The organism is Methylobacterium sp. WCS2018Hpa-22, assembly GCF_031843785.1.
Taxonomy (GTDB): domain Bacteria; phylum Pseudomonadota; class Alphaproteobacteria; order Rhizobiales; family Beijerinckiaceae; genus Methylobacterium.
This window is the reverse complement of sequence record NZ_JAVTJA010000003.1, coordinates 303066-327571: the sequence shown is the minus strand read 5'-3', so window position 1 is coordinate 327571 and position 24506 is coordinate 303066. Positions and strand designations below refer to the sequence as shown.

Annotated in this window: 23 protein-coding genes; 9 read left to right on the top strand and 14 right to left on the bottom strand. The window is 68.1% G+C overall.

Features of this window, described 5'->3' with window-relative positions:
- The first annotated feature begins 188 nt into the window (after window positions 1–188).
- Complete coding sequence (gene rimO, locus RQI43_RS06015) at window positions 189–1532, top strand: 30S ribosomal protein S12 methylthiotransferase RimO (RefSeq protein ID WP_311274563.1); 1344 nt, start codon at window positions 189–191, stop codon at window positions 1530–1532.
- Between the two features lie 60 nt (window positions 1533–1592).
- Here rimO and RQI43_RS06010 read toward each other — a convergent pair whose 3' ends face one another.
- The 3 genes from RQI43_RS06010 to RQI43_RS06000 are packed head-to-tail and all read right to left on the bottom strand — an operon-like array spanning window position 1593 to window position 3495.
- Window positions 1593–1778, bottom strand: coding sequence for a DUF3606 domain-containing protein (locus RQI43_RS06010; RefSeq protein ID WP_311274562.1), 186 nt, complete (start codon window positions 1776–1778; stop codon window positions 1593–1595).
- Window positions 1779–1830: 52 nt separating this feature from the next.
- Window positions 1831–2472: a bifunctional nicotinamidase/pyrazinamidase gene (pncA, locus tag RQI43_RS06005; protein WP_311274561.1), complete on the bottom strand. Its 642-nt coding sequence runs from the start codon at window positions 2470–2472 to the stop codon at window positions 1831–1833.
- Between the two features lie 48 nt (window positions 2473–2520).
- On the bottom strand, window positions 2521–3495 hold the full coding sequence (locus tag RQI43_RS06000) for a quinone oxidoreductase (RefSeq protein ID WP_311274560.1): 975 nt from the start codon (window positions 3493–3495) through the stop codon (window positions 2521–2523).
- Between the two features lie 193 nt (window positions 3496–3688).
- Between RQI43_RS06000 and RQI43_RS05995 the strand changes: the two genes are divergently transcribed.
- Window positions 3689–3892, top strand: coding sequence for a hypothetical protein (locus tag RQI43_RS05995; RefSeq protein WP_018043697.1), 204 nt, complete (start codon window positions 3689–3691; stop codon window positions 3890–3892).
- A 222-nt stretch (window positions 3893–4114) separates the two neighbouring features.
- Here RQI43_RS05995 and RQI43_RS05990 read toward each other — a convergent pair whose 3' ends face one another.
- Complete coding sequence (locus tag RQI43_RS05990) at window positions 4115–4879, bottom strand: alpha/beta hydrolase (protein WP_311274559.1); 765 nt, start codon at window positions 4877–4879, stop codon at window positions 4115–4117.
- Between the two features lie 108 nt (window positions 4880–4987).
- On the bottom strand, window positions 4988–6379 hold the full coding sequence (locus tag RQI43_RS05985; RefSeq protein ID WP_311274558.1) for a GntP family permease: 1392 nt from the start codon (window positions 6377–6379) through the stop codon (window positions 4988–4990).
- A gap of 192 nt (window positions 6380–6571) precedes the next feature.
- Here RQI43_RS05985 and RQI43_RS05980 point away from each other — a divergent pair, with 192 nt between their 5' ends.
- Window positions 6572–7774, top strand: coding sequence for an FAD-dependent monooxygenase (locus RQI43_RS05980; RefSeq protein WP_311274557.1), 1203 nt, complete (start codon window positions 6572–6574; stop codon window positions 7772–7774).
- A 3-nt stretch (window positions 7775–7777) separates the two neighbouring features.
- On the opposite strand, the gene RQI43_RS05975 is transcribed toward RQI43_RS05980, so the two are convergent.
- Entirely contained in the window at window positions 7778–9058 is a 1281-nt protein-coding gene (locus RQI43_RS05975) for a patatin-like phospholipase family protein (protein ID WP_311274556.1), read from the bottom strand.
- Between the two features lie 326 nt (window positions 9059–9384).
- Here RQI43_RS05975 and RQI43_RS05970 point away from each other — a divergent pair, with 326 nt between their 5' ends.
- On the top strand, window positions 9385–10437 hold the full coding sequence (locus tag RQI43_RS05970) for a CoA ester lyase (RefSeq protein ID WP_056425762.1): 1053 nt from the start codon (window positions 9385–9387) through the stop codon (window positions 10435–10437).
- A 296-nt stretch (window positions 10438–10733) separates the two neighbouring features.
- A complete protein-coding gene (hspQ, locus tag RQI43_RS05965) occupies window positions 10734–11087 on the top strand; it encodes a heat shock protein HspQ (RefSeq protein WP_056453784.1) in 354 nt (117 codons plus the stop codon).
- A 114-nt stretch (window positions 11088–11201) separates the two neighbouring features.
- Here the strand turns inward: hspQ and RQI43_RS05960 are convergent, their stop codons facing one another.
- Window positions 11202–11975: an invasion associated locus B family protein gene (locus RQI43_RS05960; RefSeq protein ID WP_056425765.1), complete on the bottom strand. Its 774-nt coding sequence runs from the start codon at window positions 11973–11975 to the stop codon at window positions 11202–11204.
- 427 nt (window positions 11976–12402) lie between these two features.
- Here RQI43_RS05960 and RQI43_RS05955 point away from each other — a divergent pair, with 427 nt between their 5' ends.
- Together RQI43_RS05955 and RQI43_RS05950 are read left to right on the top strand one after the other, a co-directional pair.
- Window positions 12403–13710, top strand: a complete 1308-nt coding sequence (locus RQI43_RS05955; protein ID WP_311274555.1) for an AMP-binding protein — start codon at window positions 12403–12405, stop codon at window positions 13708–13710.
- A 303-nt stretch (window positions 13711–14013) separates the two neighbouring features.
- Window positions 14014–14358, top strand: coding sequence for a hypothetical protein (locus RQI43_RS05950; RefSeq protein ID WP_056453741.1), 345 nt, complete (start codon window positions 14014–14016; stop codon window positions 14356–14358).
- Between the two features lie 133 nt (window positions 14359–14491).
- On the opposite strand, the gene mfd is transcribed toward RQI43_RS05950, so the two are convergent.
- Both mfd and RQI43_RS05940 read right to left on the bottom strand, forming a co-directional pair.
- Window positions 14492–18085 (bottom strand): transcription-repair coupling factor, encoded by a 3594-nt coding sequence (gene mfd, locus RQI43_RS05945; protein ID WP_311274554.1) that lies wholly within the window; start codon window positions 18083–18085, stop codon window positions 14492–14494.
- Window positions 18086–18263: 178 nt separating this feature from the next.
- Window positions 18264–18557, bottom strand: a complete 294-nt coding sequence (locus RQI43_RS05940) for a succinate dehydrogenase assembly factor 2 (RefSeq protein ID WP_056425773.1) — start codon at window positions 18555–18557, stop codon at window positions 18264–18266.
- A gap of 163 nt (window positions 18558–18720) precedes the next feature.
- On the opposite strand from RQI43_RS05940, the gene recG reads away from it, so the two are divergent.
- Both recG and RQI43_RS05930 read left to right on the top strand, forming a co-directional pair.
- On the top strand, window positions 18721–20862 hold the full coding sequence (recG, locus tag RQI43_RS05935; protein WP_056453744.1) for an ATP-dependent DNA helicase RecG: 2142 nt from the start codon (window positions 18721–18723) through the stop codon (window positions 20860–20862).
- A gap of 300 nt (window positions 20863–21162) precedes the next feature.
- Entirely contained in the window at window positions 21163–21495 is a 333-nt protein-coding gene (locus RQI43_RS05930; RefSeq protein ID WP_056164556.1) for a hypothetical protein, read from the top strand.
- Window positions 21496–21605: 110 nt separating this feature from the next.
- Here the strand turns inward: RQI43_RS05930 and RQI43_RS05925 are convergent, their stop codons facing one another.
- The 5 genes from RQI43_RS05925 to nthA all read right to left on the bottom strand — a co-directional run bounded on the left by RQI43_RS05925 (window position 21606) and on the right by nthA (window position 24460).
- Complete coding sequence (locus tag RQI43_RS05925) at window positions 21606–22409, bottom strand: DUF502 domain-containing protein (protein ID WP_156652649.1); 804 nt, start codon at window positions 22407–22409, stop codon at window positions 21606–21608.
- Between the two features lie 118 nt (window positions 22410–22527).
- The gene (locus RQI43_RS05920) at window positions 22528–22725 is read right to left on the bottom strand and encodes a hypothetical protein (RefSeq protein ID WP_311274553.1); all 198 of its coding nucleotides are present in this window, start codon (window positions 22723–22725) and stop codon (window positions 22528–22530) included.
- 96 nt (window positions 22726–22821) lie between these two features.
- Window positions 22822–23157: a nitrile hydratase accessory protein gene (locus RQI43_RS05915; RefSeq protein ID WP_311274552.1), complete on the bottom strand. Its 336-nt coding sequence runs from the start codon at window positions 23155–23157 to the stop codon at window positions 22822–22824.
- Window positions 23154–23822, bottom strand: coding sequence for a nitrile hydratase subunit beta (gene nthB / locus RQI43_RS05910; protein ID WP_311274551.1), 669 nt, complete (start codon window positions 23820–23822; stop codon window positions 23154–23156). The genes RQI43_RS05915 and nthB overlap by 4 nt, the downstream gene beginning before the upstream one ends.
- A complete protein-coding gene (gene nthA, locus RQI43_RS05905; protein WP_311274550.1) occupies window positions 23819–24460 on the bottom strand; it encodes a nitrile hydratase subunit alpha in 642 nt (213 codons plus the stop codon). The genes nthB and nthA overlap by 4 nt, the downstream gene beginning before the upstream one ends.
- Between the last annotated feature and the right edge of the window lie 46 nt (window positions 24461–24506).

Below are 24506 nucleotides of genomic sequence, written 5' to 3'. Positions count from 1 at the left end.
GACACGGGTCGCGGTCCGACGGAAGCCGCGCGGGCTGCATGGGCCGTGGAGATTGGCGGCATGGTGCCCGGAACCGCCGCCCTCGCAACCGCGCGAGGATGGGCGTATAGGAAGGCTGCAACCCGGCACCCTCCGCCCCGAGAATCACGGCCGGTCGAGTTTTCCTCGGCCGCGACCGACGAGCGACCATGACCGTATCCGTCACCGTTCCGACCCCGGCGAAAGCCGCGCCCAAGATCTCCTTCGTCTCCCTCGGCTGCCCCAAGGCGCTGGTGGATTCCGAGCGCATCCTCACGCATCTGCGGGCGGAAGGCTATGAGCTCGCACGCCGACATGACGGGGCTGACGTCGTCATCGTCAACACCTGCGGCTTCCTCGATTCGGCCAAGGCCGAATCGCTCTCGGCCATCGGCGAGGCCATGGCCGAGAACGGCCGCGTCATCGTCACCGGTTGCATGGGCGCGCAGCCCGAGGAAATTCGCGAGAAATATCCGAACCTCCTCGCGGTGACCGGGCCCCAGGCCTACGAATCGGTGGTCGCCGCCGTGCACGAGGCGGTGCCCCCGGCCCATGACCCGTTCCTCGATCTGGTGCCGCCGCAGGGGGTGAAGCTCACCCCGCGTCATTACGCCTATCTGAAGATCTCCGAGGGCTGCAACAACCGCTGCACCTTCTGCATCATCCCGTCCTTGCGCGGCGACCTCGTCAGCAGGCCGGCGGGTGACGTGCTGCGCGAGGCCGAGAAGCTGGTGAAGGCCGGCGTCAAGGAATTGCTGGTGGTCTCGCAGGACACCTCCGCCTATGGCATCGATATTCGATACGCCACGAGCCCCTGGCGCGACCGCGAGGTGCGGGCGAAGTTCTACGATCTCTCTGCCGAACTCGGCGAACTCGGCGCCTGGGTGCGGATGCACTACGTCTATCCCTACCCGCACGTGGACGACGTCATCCCGCTGATGGCCGAGGGCAAGATCCTGCCCTATCTCGACATGCCGCTCCAGCACGCCAGCCCGTCCGTGCTCAAGCGCATGCGCCGGCCGGGCAACCAGGAGAAACAGCTCGAGCGGATCCGGCGCTGGCGCGAGATCTGCCCGGACCTCGCCATCCGCTCGACCTTCATCGTCGGATTCCCAGGCGAGACCGAGGCCGAGTTCGAGGAATTGCTGACCTGGATCCGAGAAGCCAAGCTCGAGCGCGTCGGCTGTTTCGAATACGAGCCCGTGGGCGGTGCGGTGGCCAACGGGCTCGGCGATCTCGTCCCGCCGGAACTCAAGGCCGAGCGCAAGCGCCGCTTCATGGAGGCGCAGCAGGGCGTCTCGGCCCGTCTGCAGAAGGCGCGTGTGGGCAAGCGCCTGCCGGTCATCATCGATGCCGTCGAGGGCGGTATCGCCAAGGGCCGCTCGAAATACGACGCGCCCGAGATCGACGGCAACGTCCATGTCACCTCGCGCCGGCCGCTGCGGGTCGGCGACATCGTCACCGTGAAGATCGAGCGGGCCGACGCCTACGACCTCTACGGCAGCGCGGTGTAGCGCGGACGAGGGGACATGACCCGATGGAAGGGAGCCACATGGCCCCCTTCCGATCGGTCTCTACGGGTACGGTTTGCCGAGGTACTTGGCGACGTCCCTCGCCATCACGCCGACGGCTTTGACGGCCGCGCGCAACTGAGCTTCGGTCACGCCGAACTTCGTGCACCAATCCCTGACTTCCCAGGGCTCGTTGAGGTTGATGCGCTGCTGGTCGGGCAACCCGCGCTTAGTAAGATCGTCGGTCATTATTATCACCTCAGGTTAACAAAACGATATTTTGTTAACCTGAACGATTGATTCAAGGGGTCCGGCCGTCGAGAGCCGCACTTTCAATCCGATAGACTCCCGCTGCCTCCATCGCTGCCCAAGCGCGTTCCACCGATCCGTCGATATCGATCCCCCGCACCGCATCCTCGATGACGGTGACGGCAAAGCCTGCCTTGCGGGCATCGAGCGCGCTCCAGAGCACGCAGTAATCGGTGGCGAGGCCGGTGAGATAGAGGTGTTCGAACCCGCGCTCGCGCAGGTAGCCGTCGAGCCCCGTTCGCGTATTCCGATCGGCCTCCAAGAAGGCCGAATAGCTGTCGGTATGGGCATGATAGCCCTTGCGCATGACCAGTTCGGCCCAATCGACGTGAAGCTCGGACGAGAAACGGGCACCGGGCAAGCCCTCGACACAATGGTCGGGCCAGAGGACCTGAGGGCCGTAGGCGAGGTCCACGGTCTCGAAGGGGGACTTCCCCGCATGGCTGGAGGCGAAGGAGACGTGGCCCGGCGGATGCCAGTCCTGGGTCAGGACCACGTGTGGGAAAAGGGCGGCGAGGCGGTTGATCGGGGCGATCACCGCATGGCCGTCCGGCACCGCGAGGGCTCCGCCGGGCAGGAAGTCGTTCTGGACGTCGACCACGAGGAGAAGGTCACGCTCGCCTGGGGGCATCATCCGCCTCGTCCTGTCGTCAGGTGATCCCGAGATCACGGGATACCCGGATCACGGGGTCATGATCGTGGCGCCGGTGGTCTGGCGTCCGGCCAGATCCTTGTGCACCTGCACCGCGTCGGCGAGTTTCGCCCGCGCATGGACGGGGATCTTCACCGCGCCGCTCGCCACCACGCCGAACAGGTTCTCGGCCATGGAATCGAGGGTGGACCGCGTCCCCGCATGGGCGAACAGGGAGGGACGCGTCGCGAAGAGCGAGCCCTTCTGGCCCAGCACCGCCAGGTTGAAGTTCTCCACCGGGCCCGAGGCGGAGCCGAAGCTCACGAACATCCCCAGCGGGGCGATGCAGTCGAGGGAGGCCGGGAACGTGTCCTTGCCGACGCCGTCATAGACGACGCGAACGCCCTTGCCGTCGGTGATCTCCCTGACCCGCGCGGCGAAATCCTCGTCGCGGTAGAGGATGACGTGATCGCAGCCATTGGCCCGCGCCAGTTCCGCCTTCTCGGCCGAGCCCACCGTGCCGATGACGGTGGCGCCGATATGCTTGGCCCATTGGCAGGCGATGAGGCCGACGCCGCCGGCGGCGGCGTGGAACAGGATCGTGTCGCCGGGCTTCACCGGGCAGGTGCGGTGCAGGAGATACTCGGCGGTGAGGCCCTTCAGCATCATGGCCGCGGCGGTGTCGTCGTCGACCCCGTCGGCGAGATGCACGGCGGCGCTGGCATTGATCACCACCTCCTCCGCATAGGTGCCCTCGGCCGAACCGTAGGCCACGCGCTCACCCACCCGGAACCCAGTGACGCCCTCGCCGATGGCGGTGACGACGCCCGCCCCCTCCTTGCCGGGGGTGAAGGGCAGCTGCGCCGCCTTGTAGGCGCCCGAGCGAAAGTAGATGTCGATGAAGTTGACGCCGATGGCCGTCTGGCGGACGCGGATCTGGCCGGGGCCGGGCTCGCCGACCGCCACCTCCTCGTAGCGCATCACTTCGGGTTCGCCATACTCGTAGACCCGGATCGCCTTGGGCATCGTCGTCACTCCTCGTCTGTCCGATGGACGCGACATAAGCTGCCGGTATTAAGGGGCAAGTCCGGCGCTGCCGATTGAGGTGCCCGGCCGGAGGCGCGGGCGGCATGGCCATTGCGAAACATCGCCCGCCTCGTGTGAGAGAGGCCGGGCGGCGGCGTTCCCCGGCAACCGCGACGGAGGGTGGCAGCGTTCCATGGAAGAGATCGTCTGGATCAGGCCCGCCGATTACGATCCCGCCGTCGTCGCGGGGCTCGTGTTCCAGCCGGAGCCGGGCCTTCCTGCCTTCGAGGTCATGGACCGCTGCCGGGTGGTGATGATGTTCAAGGCCGGGATCGCCTGGGAAATCAGGCCGTTCACGCAACTCACCTTGAAGATCGTCGAGGAGCCGGAAGGCTGAAGTCTTTCACGGGATCCGCGACAGTTCCAAGTCGCGGCGGATCGCCAGGAGGTCGAGGACGGCGAGAACCAGCCAGGGACCTGCGATCCCGATGAAGAATGCCATGTGACCTCTCCTATCCCGGCGATGATCCGGCATCGCCGCATCGGACGATAGGACAGGTCCCGGCGGTCGGCAAACGGCAGGGCGCGGGTCTCGATCCGCCCTGCCCCCGGACGATGGTCAGGGCCGGCCGGCGGCGTCCAGGATCAGCTTCGCGATCGTGTCGGGCTGGGAGATCAGGGACAGGTGGCTCGCCGTCACCTCGATCGTGGTCGCGCCCATCCTCTTCGCCATGAAGCGTTGGAGAGCGGGGTCGATCGTCCGGTCCTCCGTCGAGACCGCGTAGAAGCTCGGCTTCGATCGCCAGGCCGCCTGGGTGGTCCTGCCCGCCAGCAGCGCTTTGGCGAAGGGCTGCTGCACCGCGTAGAGCACCTTCGCCTTCGCCTCGGGAAGGTCGCCGGCGAAATCCCGCAGGAAGGCCGCTTCGCCGAGACGTCCGTACTCGCCGTCGAAGACGATGCCGGCCGTGGCGGGCGGTGTCGGAAACGTCCTGGCCAGGGCGGCGTAATCCTCTCCCGCATCGGGGGCGCGCGCCGCCACGTAGACGAGGGCCGACACGTTGGGGGCGATGCCGGCTTCCGTGATGATCATTCCGGCGAAGGAATGCCCGACGAGCACGGTCGGCCCGTCCTGCCGCGCCAGCACCCGCCGCACCGAGGCCACCGCCTCGTCGAGGGTGGTCAGCGGGTTCTGCACCGAGGTGACATCGAGCCCCGCCGCCTGCAGCCGCTCGATCACCTCCGACCAGCACGACCCGTCGGCGAACAGGCCGTGGACGAGGACCACGTTGCGCGCCGGCGGGACCGGTGCGGCCAGAGCTGGGTCGTGCAGAAGCGGGACGACTGACGCGACGGCGGACAGCCTCAGGAAAGAGCGGCGATCCATCGGGGGCTCCTCTGACGGCGACAGATTTGTCATTGACCGCGCCTTCGCGAGGAAAGTCCAGGCGCGGCTCGAAACCCTACCCGCCGGGATGAGCGCCCCCGGCCCGCCTCAGACCAGCCCGGTCAGGTAATAGACCCCGATGACCAGGAAGACCGCGCTCGTCTTCAGTAGCGTGATCGCGAAGATGTCGGCATAGGCCTGCCGGTGGGTCAGCCCCGTCACCGCGAGCAGGGTGATGACCGCGCCGTTATGGGGCAGCGTGTCCATGCCGCCGCTCGCCATGGCGGCGACCCGATGCAGCACCTCCATGGGGATGCCGGTGGCCTGGGCCGCCGCGATGAAGGTGGAGGACATGGCGGCGAGCGCGATGCTGAGCCCTCCGGAGGCCGAGCCGGTGATGCCGGCGAGCGCCGTCACCGTCACCGCCTCGTTCACCAGCGGATTGGGGATCGCGGAGAGTGCCTCGCGGATGACGATGAAGCCCGGCAGCGCCGCGATGACCGCGCCGAACCCGTATTCGGAGGCGGTGTTCATGGCGGCGAGCAGCGAGCCCGCCACCGCCGCGCGGCTGCCCTCGGCGAAGCTCTTCGAGACCGGCTTCCAGGCGAAGGCGAAGACCGTGAGGATGCCGGCCAGCAGCGCCAGTTCCACCGCCCAGATCGCCGTGACGGAGGACAGGGTCGTGACGATCGGCTTGTCGAGCCCCGCAAGCATGGTCTCGGTCTTCGCCCCGTAGAGGCGCGGGATGAACGCGGTGAAGGCGAGGTTCGAGAGGCCGACCACGACGAGCGGCAGAAGCGCCACCAGGGGATGCGCCAGGGCTTCGTCGGAGACGGGCGTCGGCTCATTGCTGTGGCCGCTGCCGTAGCCCTCTCCCCTGGCCTTGGCCGAGGCGATGCGCCGGTCGAGATAGGCGACGCCCGCGACGAGGATGAAGGCGGCGCCGATCAGCCCGAGCCAGGGGGCCGCCCAGGTGTTGGTGCCGAAGAAGGTGGTGGGAATGATGTTCTGGATCTGCGGCGTGCCGGGCAGCGCGTCCATGGTGTAGGAGAAGGCGCCGAGCGCGATGGTGCCGGGGATGAGGCGCTTCGGGATCTCGCTCAGCCGGAAGGCTTCCGCCGCGAACGGATAGACCGCGAACACCACGACGAAGAGCGAGACGCCGCCATAGGTGAGCAGATTGCAGACCAGCACGATGGAGAGCACCGCCCGGCGCGGGCCGACGAGATCGATCACTGCCGTGACGATGGAGCGCGAAAAACCCGACAGTTCGATGACCTTGCCGAACACCGCGCCGAGGAGGAAGACCGGCAGGTAAAGCTTCACGAAGCCGACCATCTTCTCCATGAACAGGCCGGAGAAGACCGGCAGCACGGCGGACGGGTCGGTGAGGAGCACGGCAAGCAGTGCCGCCACCGGGGCGAACAGGATGACGCTGAAGCCGCGATAGGCGACGAGCATCAGGAAGCCGAGCGCCAGCAGCGCGATGGCGAGATTCATGACGATGCACTCATGGGGGAGCTTCCGCGCAGGCCCTCTGACGGGGCTCGCTGCTGATGCTAGAAGCCGCAGTGCCGCAATGCCACAGCGACGTGAACCCGAATGGGGCGCGGCCTAGATGAAGCGGTTGAAATCCGGGGCGGTCTCGTTCCGGCAGGTCGGGCGGGGGACACCTCGCCGAGGAGCGATGACATGAAGCCGTCCTCTCCCCGTTTCGACGTGGCCGTCGTCGGCGCAGGCGCGGCCGGGCTCGGTCTGGCCCTGGCCCTGGCGCGCGAGGGCATCGCTACGGCCCTCGTCGGCCGCCACGCCCCCGTCGCCGACGGACGCACGGTCGCCCTCCTCGACGGATCGGTGCGTTTCCTCCGCGCGCTGGGGGCCTGGGCGGAGGTGGCGCCGCATGCGGCACCCCTGGCCGAACTCCACATCGTCGACGATACCGGCAGCCTGTTCCGTCCGCCGCCGGCCCGGTTCGTCTCCACCGAAATCGGCCTCGTCGCCTTCGGCTGGAACGTGGAGAGCGCCCGCCTCGTGGAATCGTTGCGAGCGCAGGCCCGGTCGGCTCCCGGCCTGACCCTGTTCGAGAGCGACGCGGTGGGGCTGGAGCGGGATGCCGACGAAGCCCGGATCGGTCTGGAGGAAGGCCCAGCCGTCGCCGCGCGCCTCGTCGTCGGTGCGGACGGAGCCCGCTCGCGCATACGGGAGCAGGCCGGCATCGCCACCAAGGACTGGTCCTACCCGCAGGCCGCCATCACCACCTTGCTCGCCCATGAGCGCCCGCACCGGGACGTCTCCACCGAATTCCATACCCGGCAGGGGCCGTTCACCCTGGTCCCCCTCCCCGGCGGGCATCGTTCCAGCCTCGTCTGGGTCACCGGCGCGGGACCGGCGCGGCGCCTCTCCGAACTGGAGGATGCCGACCTCGCGCGCGCCATCGAGAACCAGGCCCAAGCCATGCTCGGTGCCATGCGCATCGACGGGCCGCGCGGGCTCGTTCCCATGCGCGGCCTCTCCGTCGCCTCCCCGGTCGGGCCTCGCATCGCGCTTATCGGCGAGGCGGCCCACGCCTTTCCGCCCATCGGAGCGCAGGGGCTCAATCTCGGCTTGCGCGATGCCGCGGCGCTACGCGACAGCGTCCTGGCCGCGACCTCGGACGGCCGCGATCCGGGCTCGCGCGAGGCTTTGTCCGGGTTCGCCCGTTCGCGGGCACTGGATGCCCGCCTGCGCACGGCTGCGGTGGATACGCTCAACCGCAGCCTGCTCAGCTCCCTGATCCCCGTCGATGCCCTGCGCGGGCTCGGCCTGCTGGCCATGACCACGATCGGGCCGCTGCGCCGCATCGTCATGCGGGAGGGTGTGCTGCCGCGCCTCGGCGCCCCCGCGCTGATGCGGTGACGGTCAGCGCCGGGCGAGGCTCGTCGGCGCGTCCGCCGCACCGAAACGGTCGCCGGTCGATCCGGTGGGGATCGAGGCAGCGGGCGTTCCGCGGCTGAAGGCGGTGCCGTCCCGCCCGAGGTGTTCGCCATGGGCGAACAGGGCCTTCATGTAATCTTGGTCGAACGGCGCCGAGGTGGTGCGCGTGAACCGGTTGTCGATCTGGGCCACGTCGAGATCGAGGCCGTTACGTTCGGCGAAGCTCTCCGTCAGGGCGAGCGCCGCACGGGTCTGCGCCTTGATCGCGGCCGACATTGCGCGGCCGAGCACGCTCAGGGTCGTGCGTGTGGCCATCTGGAAGTCCGGCGTCACCGTGTTGTTGACGACGAGATAGACCGTGCTCGTGGGAAGCCTCACCTTGGCCTTGCCGAGGATCGCGGCTTCCGGCGCCAGGTAGAACGGCGCGGTGGTGCCGCCATCCGCATGCATCTCCTGGAAGCGCTTCCCGTCCGTACCGACCACGTCGATCATCACCGGCGGGAATACGCCCGGCACCGCCGAGGAGGCGAGGATGATCGCGCGGAACAGGTCGAGCGCCTTGGGGCTGCCCTCGGAGGCGATGGCGCCCATGTCCCACAGGACGGGGCGCTCGCTGTCCACCGCCGTGGTCGCCACCAACAGGCGACGTCCCTTGGCGTGCTCGGCAGCGATGTCGGTGAGGAGCTTGCCCGTCACCATCCGTTCGATCCGGCGCTTGAGCGGCCAGGTATCGGTGAGGGCTTCGTTGGTACCGCCGAATTCGAAGACGTCGGCGGCCGAGATCTCCGTATAGGCGCGCGCCAGTGTCGCATCGGCGCTGGATCCGAGGAAGGCGAAGGGCGCGATCATCGCCCCCGTACTGACCCCGGTGATGATTCCGAAAGCGGGCCGATTGCCGGCCTTGGACCAGCCGTTGAGGAGACCGGCGGCGAAGGCCCCGTTCTCGCCGCCGCCGGACAGGACCAGCCACGGATCGGACGCGGCACCCGCGCCGTCGATGAGATGCTGGAAGGCCTTGGTGTCGTCGGCTGGTATCCGGAGAAGGCCCTTCAGGCCGTCGGGCCTGGCATCGGCCGCATCACCGGCCGTGAACGCGACCCGTTCGGATGATCTCGCTGGCGATGACTTCGAGGATTCTTTGAGGGGAGCGGATCTCGCCGGTGCGCCCGCATGGGCCGGAGCGGCCTCGACCGGTCCGGCGATGCCGAGCATGGCCACCATGCTGGCCGCATAGAAGAGACCGTGTCGGCTGGATGATCCGGACATGAGAGAGTGTCCTTGGTAAGTCTCGAAACGCCCGCCTCTGCTGCGAGAACCCGGCGTCGACCGGCCGGTTCCGGTCCGTGGACCCTCCCCTTGCGTCGAACATGCGCCAGCGCACGTCGTTGGGAAAGCGGTCTTCTCCCAAAACCCGCCTTTACGCGGGGGGTAACCTTGACTAACCGCTTCGAGGCTAGAGCATCATCCGGAAAGTCAGATCTGGTTTTCGGTAAAGATGATGCGGTGCCAACACCCTAGGTCGACGACCTGAATACGATATGCAGGTCGTCGATCTGGTCCAACGACTATCCATAGCCGGAGCCCGAGTCCCGATGAAACTACCGCGCCGCTTCTTCCAGCCGCTCGCCACAGGCGCGCCGGCCCCGTTCCGTGACCTGCCGGTGAAGCTCGAGCGGATGATCCATTTCGTGCCGCCGCACAACGACAAGGTCCGTTCCCGGGTGCCGGAACTCGCCGCCACCGTGGACGTGGTGCTCGGCAATCTCGAGGACGCCGTGCCGGTCGATCAGAAGGAAGCCGCGCGCAAGGGCTTCGTCGCCATGGCGCAGGCCACCGATTTCGCCGCCTCCGGCACCGGATTGTGGACCCGCATCAACGCCCTCAACAGTCCCTGGATTCTCGACGACCTGTTCGAGATCGTGTCCCAGGTCGGGGACAAGCTCGACGTGGTGATGGTGCCCAAGGTCGAGGGACCGTGGGACATCCACTATATCGACCAGTTGCTGGCCCAGCTCGAGGCGAAGCACGGCGTCTCGAAGCCGATCCTCGTCCACGCCATCCTGGAGACCGCCGAAGGCGTCGCCAATGTCGACGCCATCGCCTCCGCCTCCCCGCGCATGCACGGCATGAGCCTCGGCCCCGCCGATCTCGCGGCATCACGCGGCATGAAGACCACCCGCGTCGGCGGCGGCCACCCGGATTACCGGGTCATCGCCGACCCGACGAGCGACGGCGCCGCCCGGGCTAGCGCCCAGCAGGACCTCTGGCACTATACCATCGCGAAGATGGTCGATGCCTGCATGGCCAACGGCCTCAAGGCCTTCTACGGCCCGTTCGGCGACTTCTCGGACGGGGATGCCTGCGAGGCCCAGTTCCGCAACGCCTTCCTCATGGGCTGCGCCGGCGCCTGGACCCTGCATCCGAACCAGGTCGCCATCGCCAAGCGCGTCTTCGCCCCCGATCCGGCGGAAGTCGCCTTTGCGGTGCGGATCGTCGAGGCGATGCCGGACGGGACCGGCGCGGTGATGCTCGACGGCAAGATGCAGGACGACGCCACCTGGAAACAGGCCAAGGTCATCGTCGATCTGGCCCGGCTGGTGGCCGAGAAGGACCCGGAGCTCGCCAAGACCTACGGCCTGAAGTGACCTCTGGCCCGAACTGAGATGGCCTTCCCTCTCCCCCCACGGGGGGAGGGCTTCATGCCTCCTCGTCGGGGCATGAAGCGAGGCGGCAGCCGAAGGTGAGGGGGTGGCTCAGGCACAGCCTCGTTCGTTCGACCCCCCTCACCGCCGCTCCGGCTTCGCCTCCGCTTCCCGCAGCCACGGATCCCGAAGCGATCGGCCGGATGCCGTCCGAGATCTGCAGACCGAGACGGCTCCTTGCGATGCGGCGTGGCAACGCCGCCGATGACAACCTGTCCGACGCATCCTATTTTGGCGTCATGACCGATTTCTCTCCCACCGGAATCCAGACGCGCACCGCCAAGTTCGGCCTCGGCGCCGTGGTGCGCCACCGGATCTACCCGTTTCGCGGCGTCGTCTTCGACGTGGACCCGATCTTCGACAACACCGAGGAATGGTGGCTGGCGATTCCCGAAGAGGTACGGCCGCGCAAGGACCAGCCGTTCTACCACCTTCTCGCCGAGAACGCGGAGAGCGAGTACGTGGCTTATGTCTCCGAACAGAACCTCATTCCCGACACGTCCGGCGAGGCCCTGCGTCATGCCGGGATTCCGGAGGTGTTCGAGCGGGATTCGGACGGCGCCTACCGCCTTCGGGGCGCGCACGCGAACTGAGTCCCGGACGGGACCCCACATCGCGGAGCCCTCTCATCGACGGTGCGCATGAAAAAGGCCGGGCTCGCCGCCCGGCCTTTTCCTATTGTCATGAAGTGGGTTCGAGGCCCGGTCTCAGGGCTTCGGAGCGGTACCCACGGCGGCAGCGCCGGCGGCATTCTGCTTCTCGAGGTTCTTGCGCATGTCTTCGCTGCGCTTCTCGAGCTCGGCCTGGAGCTTCTTCTGCTGCTCTTCCAACACCTTCGGATCGACGGCCGGGCCGTCGAAGGCCTTGCCGAAGCCGGTTAGCGGCACGGCGAAGGTCACCTCGCGCTGGGCCTGGTTCTGGACGCTGATGTTGAGGGTGGTGCCCTTCTTGAGCGCGTTCACGAGGTCGTTACCGACATTGCCGGCCTCGGCGAAGCAGCCGTTGGGGAAGCACACGGCGAACTTACCCGGCGTCGCCTGCTGGCCATCGACGGTGAAGCGGATGCCGGGGCCGAGGAGCAGGCCGAGCGGCAGCAGGTAGCGCACCACGCGCACGCTCTGCTGGGCGTTCTTCATGTCGTAGACCGCCACGGCGAGGACCGGTTGGCCCTGGTCGGAGACGAAGTCGCGGGTGGTGTAGCAGACGTCGGTGCTGGTGTTCTGGTCCTTGCCGCAGACCTTGGTCCAATCGGCCTGGGACGGCTCGGACTTTACGTTGACGATCTGCGGGCCGGCCGGCTGCTGGGCGGCCGGGGTCTGGGTGGCCGGCGCTGCCGGGGCCGGTGCGGTCGGAGCGGGGGCCTTGCCCTTCGGAGCCTGGGCGAAGGCCGGTGCCGCCAAGCCCGCATTGCCCATCATGCCGGCCAGGGCGAGAATCGCGGCGGCGCGCATCGGGCGCGCGGGACGGTTGGCAAAGAACATCAGCTCTGACCCCTTGGATATCGCGAATGACGAAGACATGCTGCGGCGCTTGAACCCAGCAGGACGTTTCCTGAACTCGATGATGCGGATCGAAACCCGCGGACGGCGTTCGGCCGAGCCCTCGCCGCCCTGGTTCGCGCGGTCAAGCCCTCGGCGCGCGCAAATCACCCGCTCCTGAACCCTGGATGGCCAATATGGGCCCGCCAGGGTGACGAACGGGGCGTTCAATGCCTCGAACCCGCTCGAACGACCGGGCCGCCTGCTTCCCTGCGGAATGCGGCGAAGACATGACACCTGCGCCGTCCGCCAGATCGCGGACGACCTGTCCGCTGCCCTTTCCAAAGGGCGTTTTTAAGCAAAGTTTAACCCTAACCGTTCATTACCGAAGGGCACGGAAAGTCGATGCACGCGGGGAGTTGAGGCGGAGGTGTCGGCGCAGCCAGCGATCATACCCTTTGGCGACGCTCCTCCCGTCGCCCTTCCGGTGGACAGGCCCGTCGTGCCGAGCCCGCATTCGGATGTGGTCAGGCCCGGCCTCTGCACGTTGCTGGCGGCGACCGCCCATGCCGATCCGGGCCGTGTCGCCTTCATCGATCCCAAGGACAAGGTCGGGTGGTCCGGGCGCAGCCCCATCACCTGGACCTATGGGTCCGCTGCCGAGATCGTCGCGCGCCTCGCCAGCGGGATGAGGCAGTGGCGGCTGGCCCCGGCGAGCCGTGTGGGCCTGATCGCCGCCGCCGGGTCGGAGACCGTGCTCTCCTACCTGGCCATCGAGGCCGCGGGCCACATTCCCTGCCTCCTACCCCTGACATGGGACGAGGACGCCCTCGTGGCCGGCATCCAGGCCGCCGGTATTCAGGCCGTGCTCACCCAATCCCGTATCGCCGGAATGCTGCCGGCCGAAGGCCTGCGCCGTGTCGCCCTACGCTATTTCGGCCTGCGCTACCTCGCGGCCTTCGGGCCGGGGGTGCCCGACGGGGTCATCAGTCTCGACGGCATGGTCCTCGATGGACATGGCGGCCCGTTCGCGCCGTCGAGCGCCGGGCTCGTGACTTTCGCCGCTGCCGATCCCACGCAGCCGGTCTATCGCCCGGCGGACGCGCTGATCGCCTCGATCGCGGTCCATCTCGCCACGATCCGGATTGCGCCACGCGACCGAATCCTGACCCTTCTCGCGCCAGCCGACCTGAGGGGCCTCGTCACCGGCCTCGGCGCCGCCCTCGTGGCGGGGGCCGGGCTCGAAACATGTGGGCCGTTCGACGCCGCCCACCTCGCCGAGGCGCTGGCTCGACCGGGACCGACGCATCTTATCGTGCCCGCTGCCCTGGAGCGCAATCTCGCGGCGAGCCGTTGCCCTCGCAGCCTCGAATCCGTCACCCTTGCTCACCGGTTGCCGACCCGCCTGACCACACGGCTGCTGGCACCGGGCGCCGTGCATGGTCCGCGAAGGGTGATCGATGTCCTCGCCTTCGACGAGGCGGCCCTCCTCACCGCCTCGCGGGCCGATGGGGACGTCGCCCACTTCCTCGCGGATGCTCATCCGTTGGCACCGTTCCCGGCTCTTCTGGATATCGCCCGTGACGAGGACGGGCGATTCGCTTTCCGGGGCCGCGCCTCCAAAGCCAGCCCCCTGCAACGCGGCATCCCGCCGGAAAAAGCCGCCGATCTCTGGAGGGCCGTCCCATTCGCGGCAAAAATATTTGCCGGACGAGCAACAGAGATCCTTCGCTGCTGACCATCCGGCGGCATCGTCGCGCCCGAAATTCACCGCTTTCGACGCGTGGCACGGCGGCCGTGCCGAAGTCGGTGATTCAGCTGTTTTATGAAACGAATTTTGTTTTTCGGAACAGCGGTCTGGAGTGAGTTCCGGATGTCTTGCGCGATGCAGCGTGAGGCTAGGGCGCTACGGGTCGCGAGCGGGCTCTTCGCCGGATAGCAAGAGGATTTTCACCCTGCAGCCGGCGAACCAACTGGGTTCACGTGTGTTATCGCACGGGTCCCTTCCCAAGGGGCGATGGATGAGCTAACCCTGACAGTCATGAGTGCGCTGCAACAAGTGTTGGTCGTCGATGATGGTCACCGCGCCATCGATCACTCCCTCGCCGCCGAGCTTGCCGAGCTGGGTTATGCGAGCGTTACCGCATCCCTCGAGGCCGCCGACGACGTTCTCGCCGTCATCGCCCGCCCCGCGGCCATCCTGCTTCAGACCTCGACCCGGCTCGACCCGGCCTATGCCATGCTTTCCGAGCGCCTGCGTGAGCAGATGCAGCATGCGGGCATCCCCGTCATCGTCATCGATGGCCGTACGGGACGTGGCAGCGGCGCCTCGGTCGATCTGCAGAGCCGGATCGGTCCTTACGTCCTGAACGAACCGGACCTCTAATCCTGCCTATGAGGACAGCACCGCAGGTGCTTGTTTGAGAAAAGGTTTTTCGATGGAGGCGGGCCGGTGAGCCCGCCTTTTTCATGAGTTCTTCGCCGAATACGCCGGGGTGATCGACCCGGCGTGATGTCCCTCACGCCGCCTTCTTGACGCGGGCGATCTTGGACAATTCGCGCAGGATCGAGGTCGTGATCTTCAGGCGCTCGGGGATGGAATCGAGCTCGCGGATGAACACGATGCTCATGTCCGGGCGCACCTTGGCGAAGGAGGCCTGACCGCCGACGAAGGCCACCAGTCCCTGCGGATTGGCAAAGGACTTGTCGCGGAAATGCACGACGACACCCTTCGGCCCGGCCTCGACCTTCTCCACGTTGGTGTCGCGGCACAGGATCTTGATCGTGACGATCTTGAGGAGCTGCTCCACCTCCGGCGGCAGCGGCCCGAACCGGTCGATCAGTTCGGCGCCGAAGCTCTCCATCTCGGCATCGTTCTCCAGGGTGGAGAGCCGGCGATAGAGGCCGAGGCGGACGGTGAGGTCCTCGACGTAATCCTCCGGGATCGTGACCGGTGCTCCCAGCGCGATGGTGGGTGACCACGCCTCCTCCACCGGCTCCTCGATGCCGGCCTTGAGGGCGGTGACGGCATCCTCCAGCATCTGCTGGTAGAGCTCGTAGCCGACCTCCTTGATATGGCCGGACTGGGCGTCGCCGAGCAGGTTGCCGGCGCCGCGGATGTCGAGATCGTGGGAGGCGAGCTGGAAGCCCGCGCCCAGGGTGTCGAGGGTCTGGAGCACTTGGAGACGCTTCTCCGCCTGCACGGTGAGCTGCTTGTTGGCCGGGGTCGTGAACAGGGCGTAGGCGCGGGCCTTGGCGCGCCCGACGCGGCCGCGCAGCTGGTAGAGTTGGGCGAGGCCGAACATGTCGGCCCGGTGCACGATGAGGGTGTTGGCGGTGGGGATGTCGAGGCCGGATTCGACGATGGTGGTGGAGAGCAGCACGTCGAACTTGCCCTCGTAGAACGCGGTCATCACGTCCTCGAGCTGGCCCGCCGCCATCTGGCCATGGGCGACCGCCACCTTGGTCTCGGGCATCTCGGTATCGAGGAAGCGCTTCACCTCCACCAGATCCTCGATCCGCGGCACCACGTAGAAGGACTGGCCGCCGCGATAGCGCTCGCGCAGCAGGGCTTCGCGGATCATCAGCGCATCGAACGGGATCACGAAGGTGCGCACCGCGAGGCGGTCCACCGGTGGCGTCGCGATGATCGAAAGCTCGCGCACCCCGGTCATGGCGAGCTGGAGCGTGCGCGGGATCGGCGTCGCCGAGAGGGTCAGCACGTGGACATCGGCCTGGAGCGCCTTGAGGCGCTCCTTGTGGGCCACGCCGAAATGCTGCTCCTCGTCGACGATGATGAGGCCGAGATCCTTGAAGGCCACGTTCTTGGCGAGCAGCGCATGGGTGCCGACCACGACGTCGACGGTCCCGGCGGCGAGGCCCGCGCGGTTCTGCTTCATCTCGGCGGCGGAGACGAAGCGCGAGAGCTGCGCCACCTGCACCGGCAGCCCTTTGAAGCGCTCGGCGAAGGTCCGGTAATGCTGGCGCGCCAGCAGGGTGGTGGGCACCACCACCGCCACCTGCTTGCCGCCCATGGCCCCCGCGAAGGCGGCGCGCAACGCCACCTCGGTCTTGCCGAAGCCGACATCGCCGCAGACGAGGCGGTCCATGGGACGACCGGCATTGAGGTCGGACAGGACGGCGTCGATGGCGGTGGCCTGGTCCTCTGTCTCCTCGAACGCGAAGCGGGCGGCGAACTCGCCGTAGAGGCCGTCCGGAGCCTGGAGGCGGGGTGCCTGGCGCACGAAGCGCTCGGCCGCGATCTTGATGAGCTGGCCGGCCATCTCCAGGATGCGCTTCTTCATCTTGGCCTTGCGGGCCTGCCAGGCACCGCCGCCGAGACGATCGAGGGCAACTTCGGCATCTTCCGAGCCGTAGCGAGTCAGAAGCTCGATATTCTCCACCGGCAGCAGCAGCAGGCCGCCGGCATACTGGATCTCCAGGCAATCGTGCGGTGCGCCCGCCGCCGTCACCGTCTTGAGGCCGACGAACCGGCCGATGCCGTGATCGGCATGGACCACGAGATCGCCGGGCTGCAGCGCCTGCACCTCCAGGATGATGTCCTGTGGGCGTTTAGACTTGCGCTTCTGGCGCACCAGCCGGTCGCCGAGGATGTCGCCTTCCGAGATGACCGCGAGCTTGTCGACGACGAAGCCGGAATCGAGCCCCCACACCGCCACCGCCATGTCGGTGCCGCGCTTCAGGGCGTTCACCGCCGTGAGGGTGTTGATGGAGACCGGCTTCTTCAGGCCGCGATCGGTGAGCACGCCACAGAGCCGGTCACGCGAGCCGTCGGACCAGGATGCGAGGATCACATGATGACCCGATCCCTGGAGTTCCTTCACATGGGCGACGGCGGCGTCGAACACGCTGGCCGTCTCGTCCGCCCGCTCGGCCGCGAAGCTGCGGCCCGCCTTGCCCTCGCAATCGATGGTGAGGCGGTCCGGGCTCTCGGGCATTGCGAAGGGCGAGAGCCGCGCGACGGAGGCGGCGGCGACCCGCTCCTTCCAGTCGTTCTGCGTCAGGTAGAGGGAGGACGGCCTGAGCGGCTTGTAGGGCGCGACGCCGGTGGACGGCGTCTTCATCGCCTCGGCGCGGGCGTCGTAATAATCGCGGATCAGGGTGAGGCGCTCGGCGACCGCCTCCTCCGCCTGTGCGTCGAAGACCAGCGGCACGCCCGGCACGTAGTCGAACAGGGTGTCGAGATGGTCGTAGAACAGCGGCATCCAGTGCTCGAGGCCGGCATAGCGCCGTCCCTCGCTGATGGTCTCGTAGAGCCGATCGTCGCGGGTCGCCGCGCCGAAGGTGGAGATATAGCCCTGGCGGAAGCGCCGGATCGTCTCCGTGGTCAATTGCACCTCGCTCATCGGAACGAGGTCGAGGGAGCGGAGCGAGCCCACCGTGCGCTGGGTCTCCGGATCGAAGGCGCGGATGGATTCCAGGGTGTCGCCGAAGAAGTCGAGGCGGATCGGGTTCGGCAGGCCCGGCGGCGACAGGTCGAGGATGCCGCCGCGCACGGCGTATTCACCCGTCTCGCGCACCGTCCCCGTGCGCAGGAAGCCGTTGGCCTCGACCCAGGCGGTAACGGTATCCATCGGCACCACGTTGCCGATCGCCGCCGAGAAGGTCTCCACCGCGATCTTCTCTCGGGGAGGCACTCTCTGGATCAAGGCGTTGACGGTGGTGCAGAGGATGCGCGGCTGTTCCTCTGACGAACGCGAGCGTGAGAGCCGCGACAGCGCGGTCATCCGCTGGGCGGCGATGGCGGCGTTCGGAGAGACCCGGTCGTAGGGCTGGCAGTCCCAGGCCGGAACGCTCATTACCTCGATCTCGGGGGCGACGAATTTCAGCCCGGTCTGGAACGCGTTCGAGCGCCCGGAATCACGGGCCACATGCACCAGAACCGCCGGCCCCTCGAAACTCCGCGACAGGGCGCGGGCGAGATCGGCCACCACCACCGCGTCGAACCCTTCGGGCACGTTGGCGAGCGTCGGGCTATCGCCGCGCTTCAGCGCCTCCAGCGCACGGGCGAGCGCACCGGATTTCGGCAGGGCGAACCGCGCCGTCTGGGGCTTCGGGGCGGGAGCGGGAGCTTTGGGCTGGGGTTTGGCCATCGGGTCGGGGTTTTCGAACTCATGGGAAAGTGAGACGCGACGCGCCTCCCTCCCCCCTGTGGGGAGGGACCGAGGGTGGGGGTGGTTGGGCGACCCTCCCACTGCGGAGGCGAGCGGCGCTACCCCCACCTCCAACTCCTCCCCACAGGGGGAGGAGAGCCTCGCATCGCCTAGACCGCTAATGAATCGGCGCGTCGTGCTTATGGAACGCCTGGAGGCGGCGGTATACCGGCGTGTCGTAATTCTGCGGCGTCTCGTCCTCGCCGGTGAGCCAGCGGAACAGGTCGCGGTCGGGCAGCTCGATCAGGGCTTCGAAGGTCGTCAATTCCTCATCGCTCAGCGTACCGATCTCCGCATCGGCGAAACGGCCCATGATCAGGTCCATCTCGCGCATGCCGCGATGCCAGGCGCGGAAGAGGGTGCGGCGGCGGCGCGGATCGAGATCCGCGCTGGTGCGGGTGGTTCCGGACATGGGGTCAGCCTGTCATGCTGCGATCCTGGGATCCGGTGATCCCGGGACAGGGGAAACTGTGCGCGGCCCGGTGCCGCGTTAGCGGCGTAGGGCCCTGCTGTCGTCTATATAGACCCGCGCGGCGGCATCACCATCTCCGTTCGCGCGGCTCAACCGGCTTTGCATGACAGACGAACCCCGCCCGACGAACCTGCGCCCCAGCATCCTCGATCCGCTCTTCGCCCAGGCCCGGACCCTCCCCGGCGTCGGGCCGAAGTTGGCGCCGCTGATCGAGCGGCTCCTCGGCACGCCCGAACAGCCAGCGCGGATCGTCGATCTTCTGTTCCACCTGCCCCAGGGCGGGGTGGCGCGCACGATGATGGGCTCCATCGCCGAGGCGCCGCCGGGCGAGCCCGTGACGTTGGGTGTCACCGTGACCGGCTATCGCCCGCCGCAGCCCGGGGCGGGGCGGCGTCCCTTCCGGGTTCTGGTGGAGGACGGCACCGGCGACATCACCCTGGTGTTCTTCGGCATGCCGCAGGCCCGCGTGGAGAAGATGCTGCCGCTGGGCGCCCATCGCTACATTTCCGGCCGCATCGACCTGTGGGACGGGCACCGGCAGATGGTGCATCCGTCGCGGATCGTGGACGAGGCGGGGCTCGCTGCCCTCCCCGCCGTCGAGCTCGTCTACGGCGCGACCGAGGGGCTGACCTCGCGGGCGATCTCGAAACTGGCGCATTCCGCCCTCGACCGGCTGCCGACCCTGCCCGAATGGCAGGACCCGGCCTGGCTCGCGCGGGAAGGGCTGCCGGGTTTCGCCGATGCGCTCAGGGCCGAGCACCGGCCCGAGAACGCGCCGCCGGCACCGGCGAGCGATGGCGTCACGCCCCGCACCCCGGCGCGCCGTCGCCTCGCCTATGACGAACTCCTCGCCTCGCAGCTGGCGCTGGCCCTGATGCGGGCCCGCAACCGCAGGGCGCCCGGCCGGGCCAATGCCGGCGACGGCCATCTCAAGGACCGGATCGAGGCCGCCCTGCCCTTCGCGCTCACCGGCGCCCAGGCCCGGGCCGTCGAGGAGATCCGCGCCGATCTCGCCTCCGACCGGCGCATGCTGCGCCTGCTCCAGGGCGATGTCGGCTCGGGCAAGACGGCGGTGGCGCTGCTGGCCATGGCCTCGGCGGTGGAGGTCGGCCGGCAGGCGGCTCTGATGGCGCCCACCGAGATCCTGGCGCGCCAGCATTTCGAGCGCCTGACGGAGCTCGTCGGTTCGCTGCGCCTGCGCCTCCTCACCGGGCGCGACAAGGTCTCGGAGCGCCGCGCCACCCTGGCCGACCTCGCCGACGGCCATATCGATATCGTGGTCGGCACCCACGCCCTGTTCCAGGACAGTGTGATCTTCAAGGATCTCGGCGTCGCCGTGGTGGACGAGCAGCATCGGTTCGGCGTCCATCAGCGCCTCGCGCTCGGCGCCAAGGGGGCGGCGGTGGACATCCTGGTGATGACCGCGACGCCGATCCCCCGCACCCTGGCGCTGACCTGTTTCGGCGACATGGACGTCTCGGTCCTCGACGAGAAGCCCGCCGGCCGCCAGGCCATCGCCACCCGCCTCGTCTCCATCGACCGGCTCGACGAGGTGGTGATGGGGCTCGGCCGGGCGCTTGCCTCCGGGGATAGGGTCTACTGGATCTGCCCGCTGGTGGCGGAATCCGAATATGTCGACCTCGCCGCCGCCGAGGATCGCTTCGCCGACCTGCGGCAGGAATTCGGCGACGCCGTCGGGCTGATCCACGGCAAGATGCCGGGGCCGGACAAGGATGCCGCCATGGAGCGGTTCGCCGCCGGCGAGACGAAGATCCTGGTCTCTACAACGGTGGTGGAGGTGGGCGTCGACGTGCCCGAGGCGACGATCATGGTGATCGAGCATGCCGAGCGGTTCGGCCTCGCGCAGCTGCACCAACTGCGCGGGCGGGTCGGGCGCGGGGCCAAGGCCTCCACCTGCCTGCTCCTCTATCGCGGGCCGCTGGGACAGGTCTCCCGCGCCCGCCTCGAAATGATGCGCGAGACCGAGGACGGTTTCCGCATCGCCGAGGAGGATCTGCGCCTGCGCGGCGAGGGCGAGGTGCTGGGCACCCGGCAATCGGGCGCGGCCGCCTTCCGCCTCGCGAGCCTCGAGACCGACGCCAGCCTGCTGGAGGTCGCCCGCGATGATGCGCGGCTCATCGTCGAGCGCGATCCCGGCCTCAGATCCGAGCGTGGCAAGGCACTCCGGGTGCTGCTCTACCTGTTCGAAAGGGACGCGGCGATTCGGTTGCTCGGAGCCGGTTGAGCCGATTCGCTGGCCGTCAGGAGCCCACGCCAAACCTGAACGCATCGCCACAAAAGCGACGAATCGACCACCGATGACGTCTGCGCAGTTCAGCTTCGAGAACCATGGCACCGCAGCCACACGGCGCCGGAAAGAGCTTGATTTTCAAAGACTAAGCTGATTTCCGGATCTCGTTTCCCGAGCCGTTGTGCGGTGCCGCACGGACTTCCTGAACTTGAAATGAACGTATTCTCCTCTTAACTGAACATGAACGAACAGCCCGCCAGACTGGGCTGCCACAACGAATTCAGGAGGATGGATATGTCTGCCGGACTGTTCCAAAACCTACCGGGTGCCCACGAAATGGGGAGCGTCCACGCCCTTCCGAGCGAACCGTGGCTGCTTCCGATCTCGGATGGCAAGGAGCCCGCGCTGAAGACGACGGACGATGTCCTCCTCGCGGTTCGTCAATCCGCCCGCCCCTTCCAGATCGCGGCGAATGCGCTGATGGTCCTGCTTTTGGTGGCCGTCACCGCCCAGATCGCCATGGGCTGGGGTGGTTCCACCGTTGCCCCGCACGCCAACAGCCATGTCGCCGATGCCTCGCCGCCGACGCTGCCCATCGAGAAGGCCTCGATGACGGTTCACAACTAGGATCGTTCGAGCGAGGCTCCCTAAAGGCGGGTTCGCTTTTCGGGAAATGCGCGTCGGGTCGATGTACCGGCCCGGAGACTTGGACCGGCAGCCCTGCGACGGCGAGCTTTTCACTCTGTGCTGAGGAGCTTGTCCTGACGACGGGACGAGGCTTCGAGCACCGCCTCCGGCCCGGCGGCCTGCCCGGCCTGGGCCGAACGGATCGACGCCGCCATGGCCTGCAGCCTGACCTGCGGATCTTCCGGCTGGATGACCCCCGCCGACATCACCAGCTTGGCCGCGTCGTCGATGCTCATGGGCACTTCGATGATATCGGCCCGTGGCAGGTAGAAGAAGAAGCCCGTGGTGGGGTTGGGCGCGCAGGGCAGGAACACGCCCACATGGTCGTTTTCCTCCCCCAAAGCCGTCTGGACGTCCGGTCCGGCCGGCGCCGAGACGAACACCACCGACCACGTTCCCTTCACCGGGAATTCGACGAGGCCGACGGTGCGGAACGACGTGCCGTTGGCCGAGAAAAGCGTCTCGAAGATCTGCCGCAGGCCCTTGTAGAGGCCCGAGATCACCGGGGTGCGTGCGAGCAGCACCTCCCCGAACTCCACCACGCTGCGGCCGACGAGGTTGGCGGTGAGGAAGCCGAGCAGCGTCACCGCGACGAAGGCGATGACGAGGCCGATGCCCGGAAGCGAGAAGGGCAGGTAATGGTCCGGCAGATAGCTCGCCGGCACCAGGGGCTTCACCCAGCCGTCGATGAGGCTGATGAACCACCACGTGATGTAGATGGTGATCGCCAACGGCCCGGCGACGATGATGCCGGTGAGGAAGTAGGTCCGCAGGCGGCTCTTCTTGCTCACCCGAGGCGGCGGCCGTGCGACGGCGGGGTCTGGTTCCGGCAACGGGGTGAGCGTTTCGCGCACGGGCGGCCTGTCTCGTGGGAGGCTGGTCTTCAGCCTGCATGACAAGGGTTAGCGGGTCGGGCGTGCCACCTCAAGCGCGAGGAAGCGCCCCCTGCCCCGGATGATCCGAGGCCGAGGATCACGGCTTGGTTTCGCCGAGCGCCGCCTCTGCCGTGAGCGCCCTCTCCTTCCACGCATCCCGTTCCGCGAGGGCCTCCTTGAGGGCGAGTTCGGCGCGCTGTGCCCGCGTGGCGCTGGCCGAGGCCAGGGCTTGGGCCCGTTCGCGAGCGCGGGTCTCGCCGGCCATCTGGACCTTGAGGTTGCGCGGCGTTGCCATGGTCGTGTCCGTTCTTGTCGGGGAGGGAAGTTGCAGGATGCCCCGCCGGCGCTCGGTTCGCCAGAGCCGAGGCACCGTTCCCAGGGCGGCGTTACCTCAGGTCGACGAAAGCGGGTCGTTTGCCAGGACGATCGCCTCACCGTGCGGGGTCGCGGCGGCAGCGCGCAGGAATGCGTCGCTACGGGCCTGGACGCTCGCGGAATCGGTGACACCGCGTTCGGCGAGCAGGGCTTCCAGAGTTGCGAGCCAGCGTCCGTAATCGGCCGCCGCTTCCGGCTTCCCCTCCGGCCGGATGGTGCGCCCGAGGGCGCTCGCCCACTCCTCCTGCGTGAACAGGCCCCTCTCCTGCAAGGAGACCACCAGGGCGAAAACCTGCGCCTCCCACGGTTCTGCGAACGGCCCCGGATCGTCGGCCCGGCAACCGGCGCTCATCGCGGCGTCCCCGGCAGGAGATAGCCCTCGAAGGCGGCCACGGTGACGCGCCCGCCTGGGTCGGCGCTCGTCCCCCATAGTTCGGCGGCCTCGAACCCCACCGTGTAGAGCCATTGCGGCGGGGCATCCCGGCCCTCCGCGCTGGCATCGGGCAGGACGAAGGCACCATGGACCCGCTCGATGACGCCACGCCGACCCCGGACGTAACGCGGTAGGCGGGTGTGGCCAATGGGGTGGTCGTTGCGGGTCAAGACGGGGTCGCGTACCGCATATAAGGCCGGCGCATCCGGCGGCCGGTCGCTGGGAAATCCCACGGAGAAGCGAGGCGGGATCTCCTCGGCACGCAGCACCCGTTTCACCGGGCTCGCCGGCCCAGCGCTGGCGCCCGCGGCGATTTCCTCTTGCGTGGCAAGGCCATGGGCGACGACCTGCGCTTCGAGGGCGGCGAGCCAGATCTCGTAATAGCTCGACGACAGGTACTCCGCCGGGGGCAGCGATTCCCGCGCGGCGCGGCTGCCGTCCAGGGTCCAGGTACCGGTATAGCCCACCGCCAGAGCCAGGGCGAAGACGCGCCGTTCCCATTCCGCATGAAAAACCGGCTCGTTCGCCTCCGGCATGACGGTGCCGAATCCGTGGGCGCCGCCGAGATCCTGTGCCCCGTTCATTGGGCCGTCTCCGGGGCGAGCGGCAGCCCGGTGCCGATCATGGAATCGCGCGTGACCAGGGCGGCGAGTTCGGCCTCGCTCAGGGATTCGGTGCCGGCGGGCCGCAGGGGCAGGACCATGAAACGGGTCTCGGCGGTGGAATCCCACACGGTGATGCGGGTCGCCTCGGGAAGGGTGAGGCCGAACTCGGCGAGGACCCCGCGCGGGTCGAGGACGGCGCGGGCGCGGTAGGGCGGCGCCTTGTACCAGACCGGCGGCAGCCCGAGCACCGGCCAGGGATAGCAGGAGCACAGGGTGCAGACGACGAGGTTGTGGCTGTCGGGCGTGTTCTCGACCACCACCATGTGCTCGCCGCCGCGTCCCCCGATGCCGAGTTCCGCGATGGCCGGCGTCCCGTCGGCGAGGAGCCGGTCGCGATAGGCCGGATCGGTCCAGGCGCGGGCGACGACGCGGGCGCCGTTATGGGGGCCGATGCGGGTCTCGTACATCTCGACGAGCGCGTCGAGGGCGTCGGCCTGGACGTAACCCTTCTCGAGAAGCAGCGATTCCAGCGCCCTCACCCGCGCCTCGATGGGGGTGAGGCTGCTGCCATGCGCGTGGTCCGGATGGTCATGGTGATGGTCGTGATCGTGCGCCATGGCGTCTCGTCCTGTGCCCGGAACGGCTTTCAAGTCGGTTGTCCGG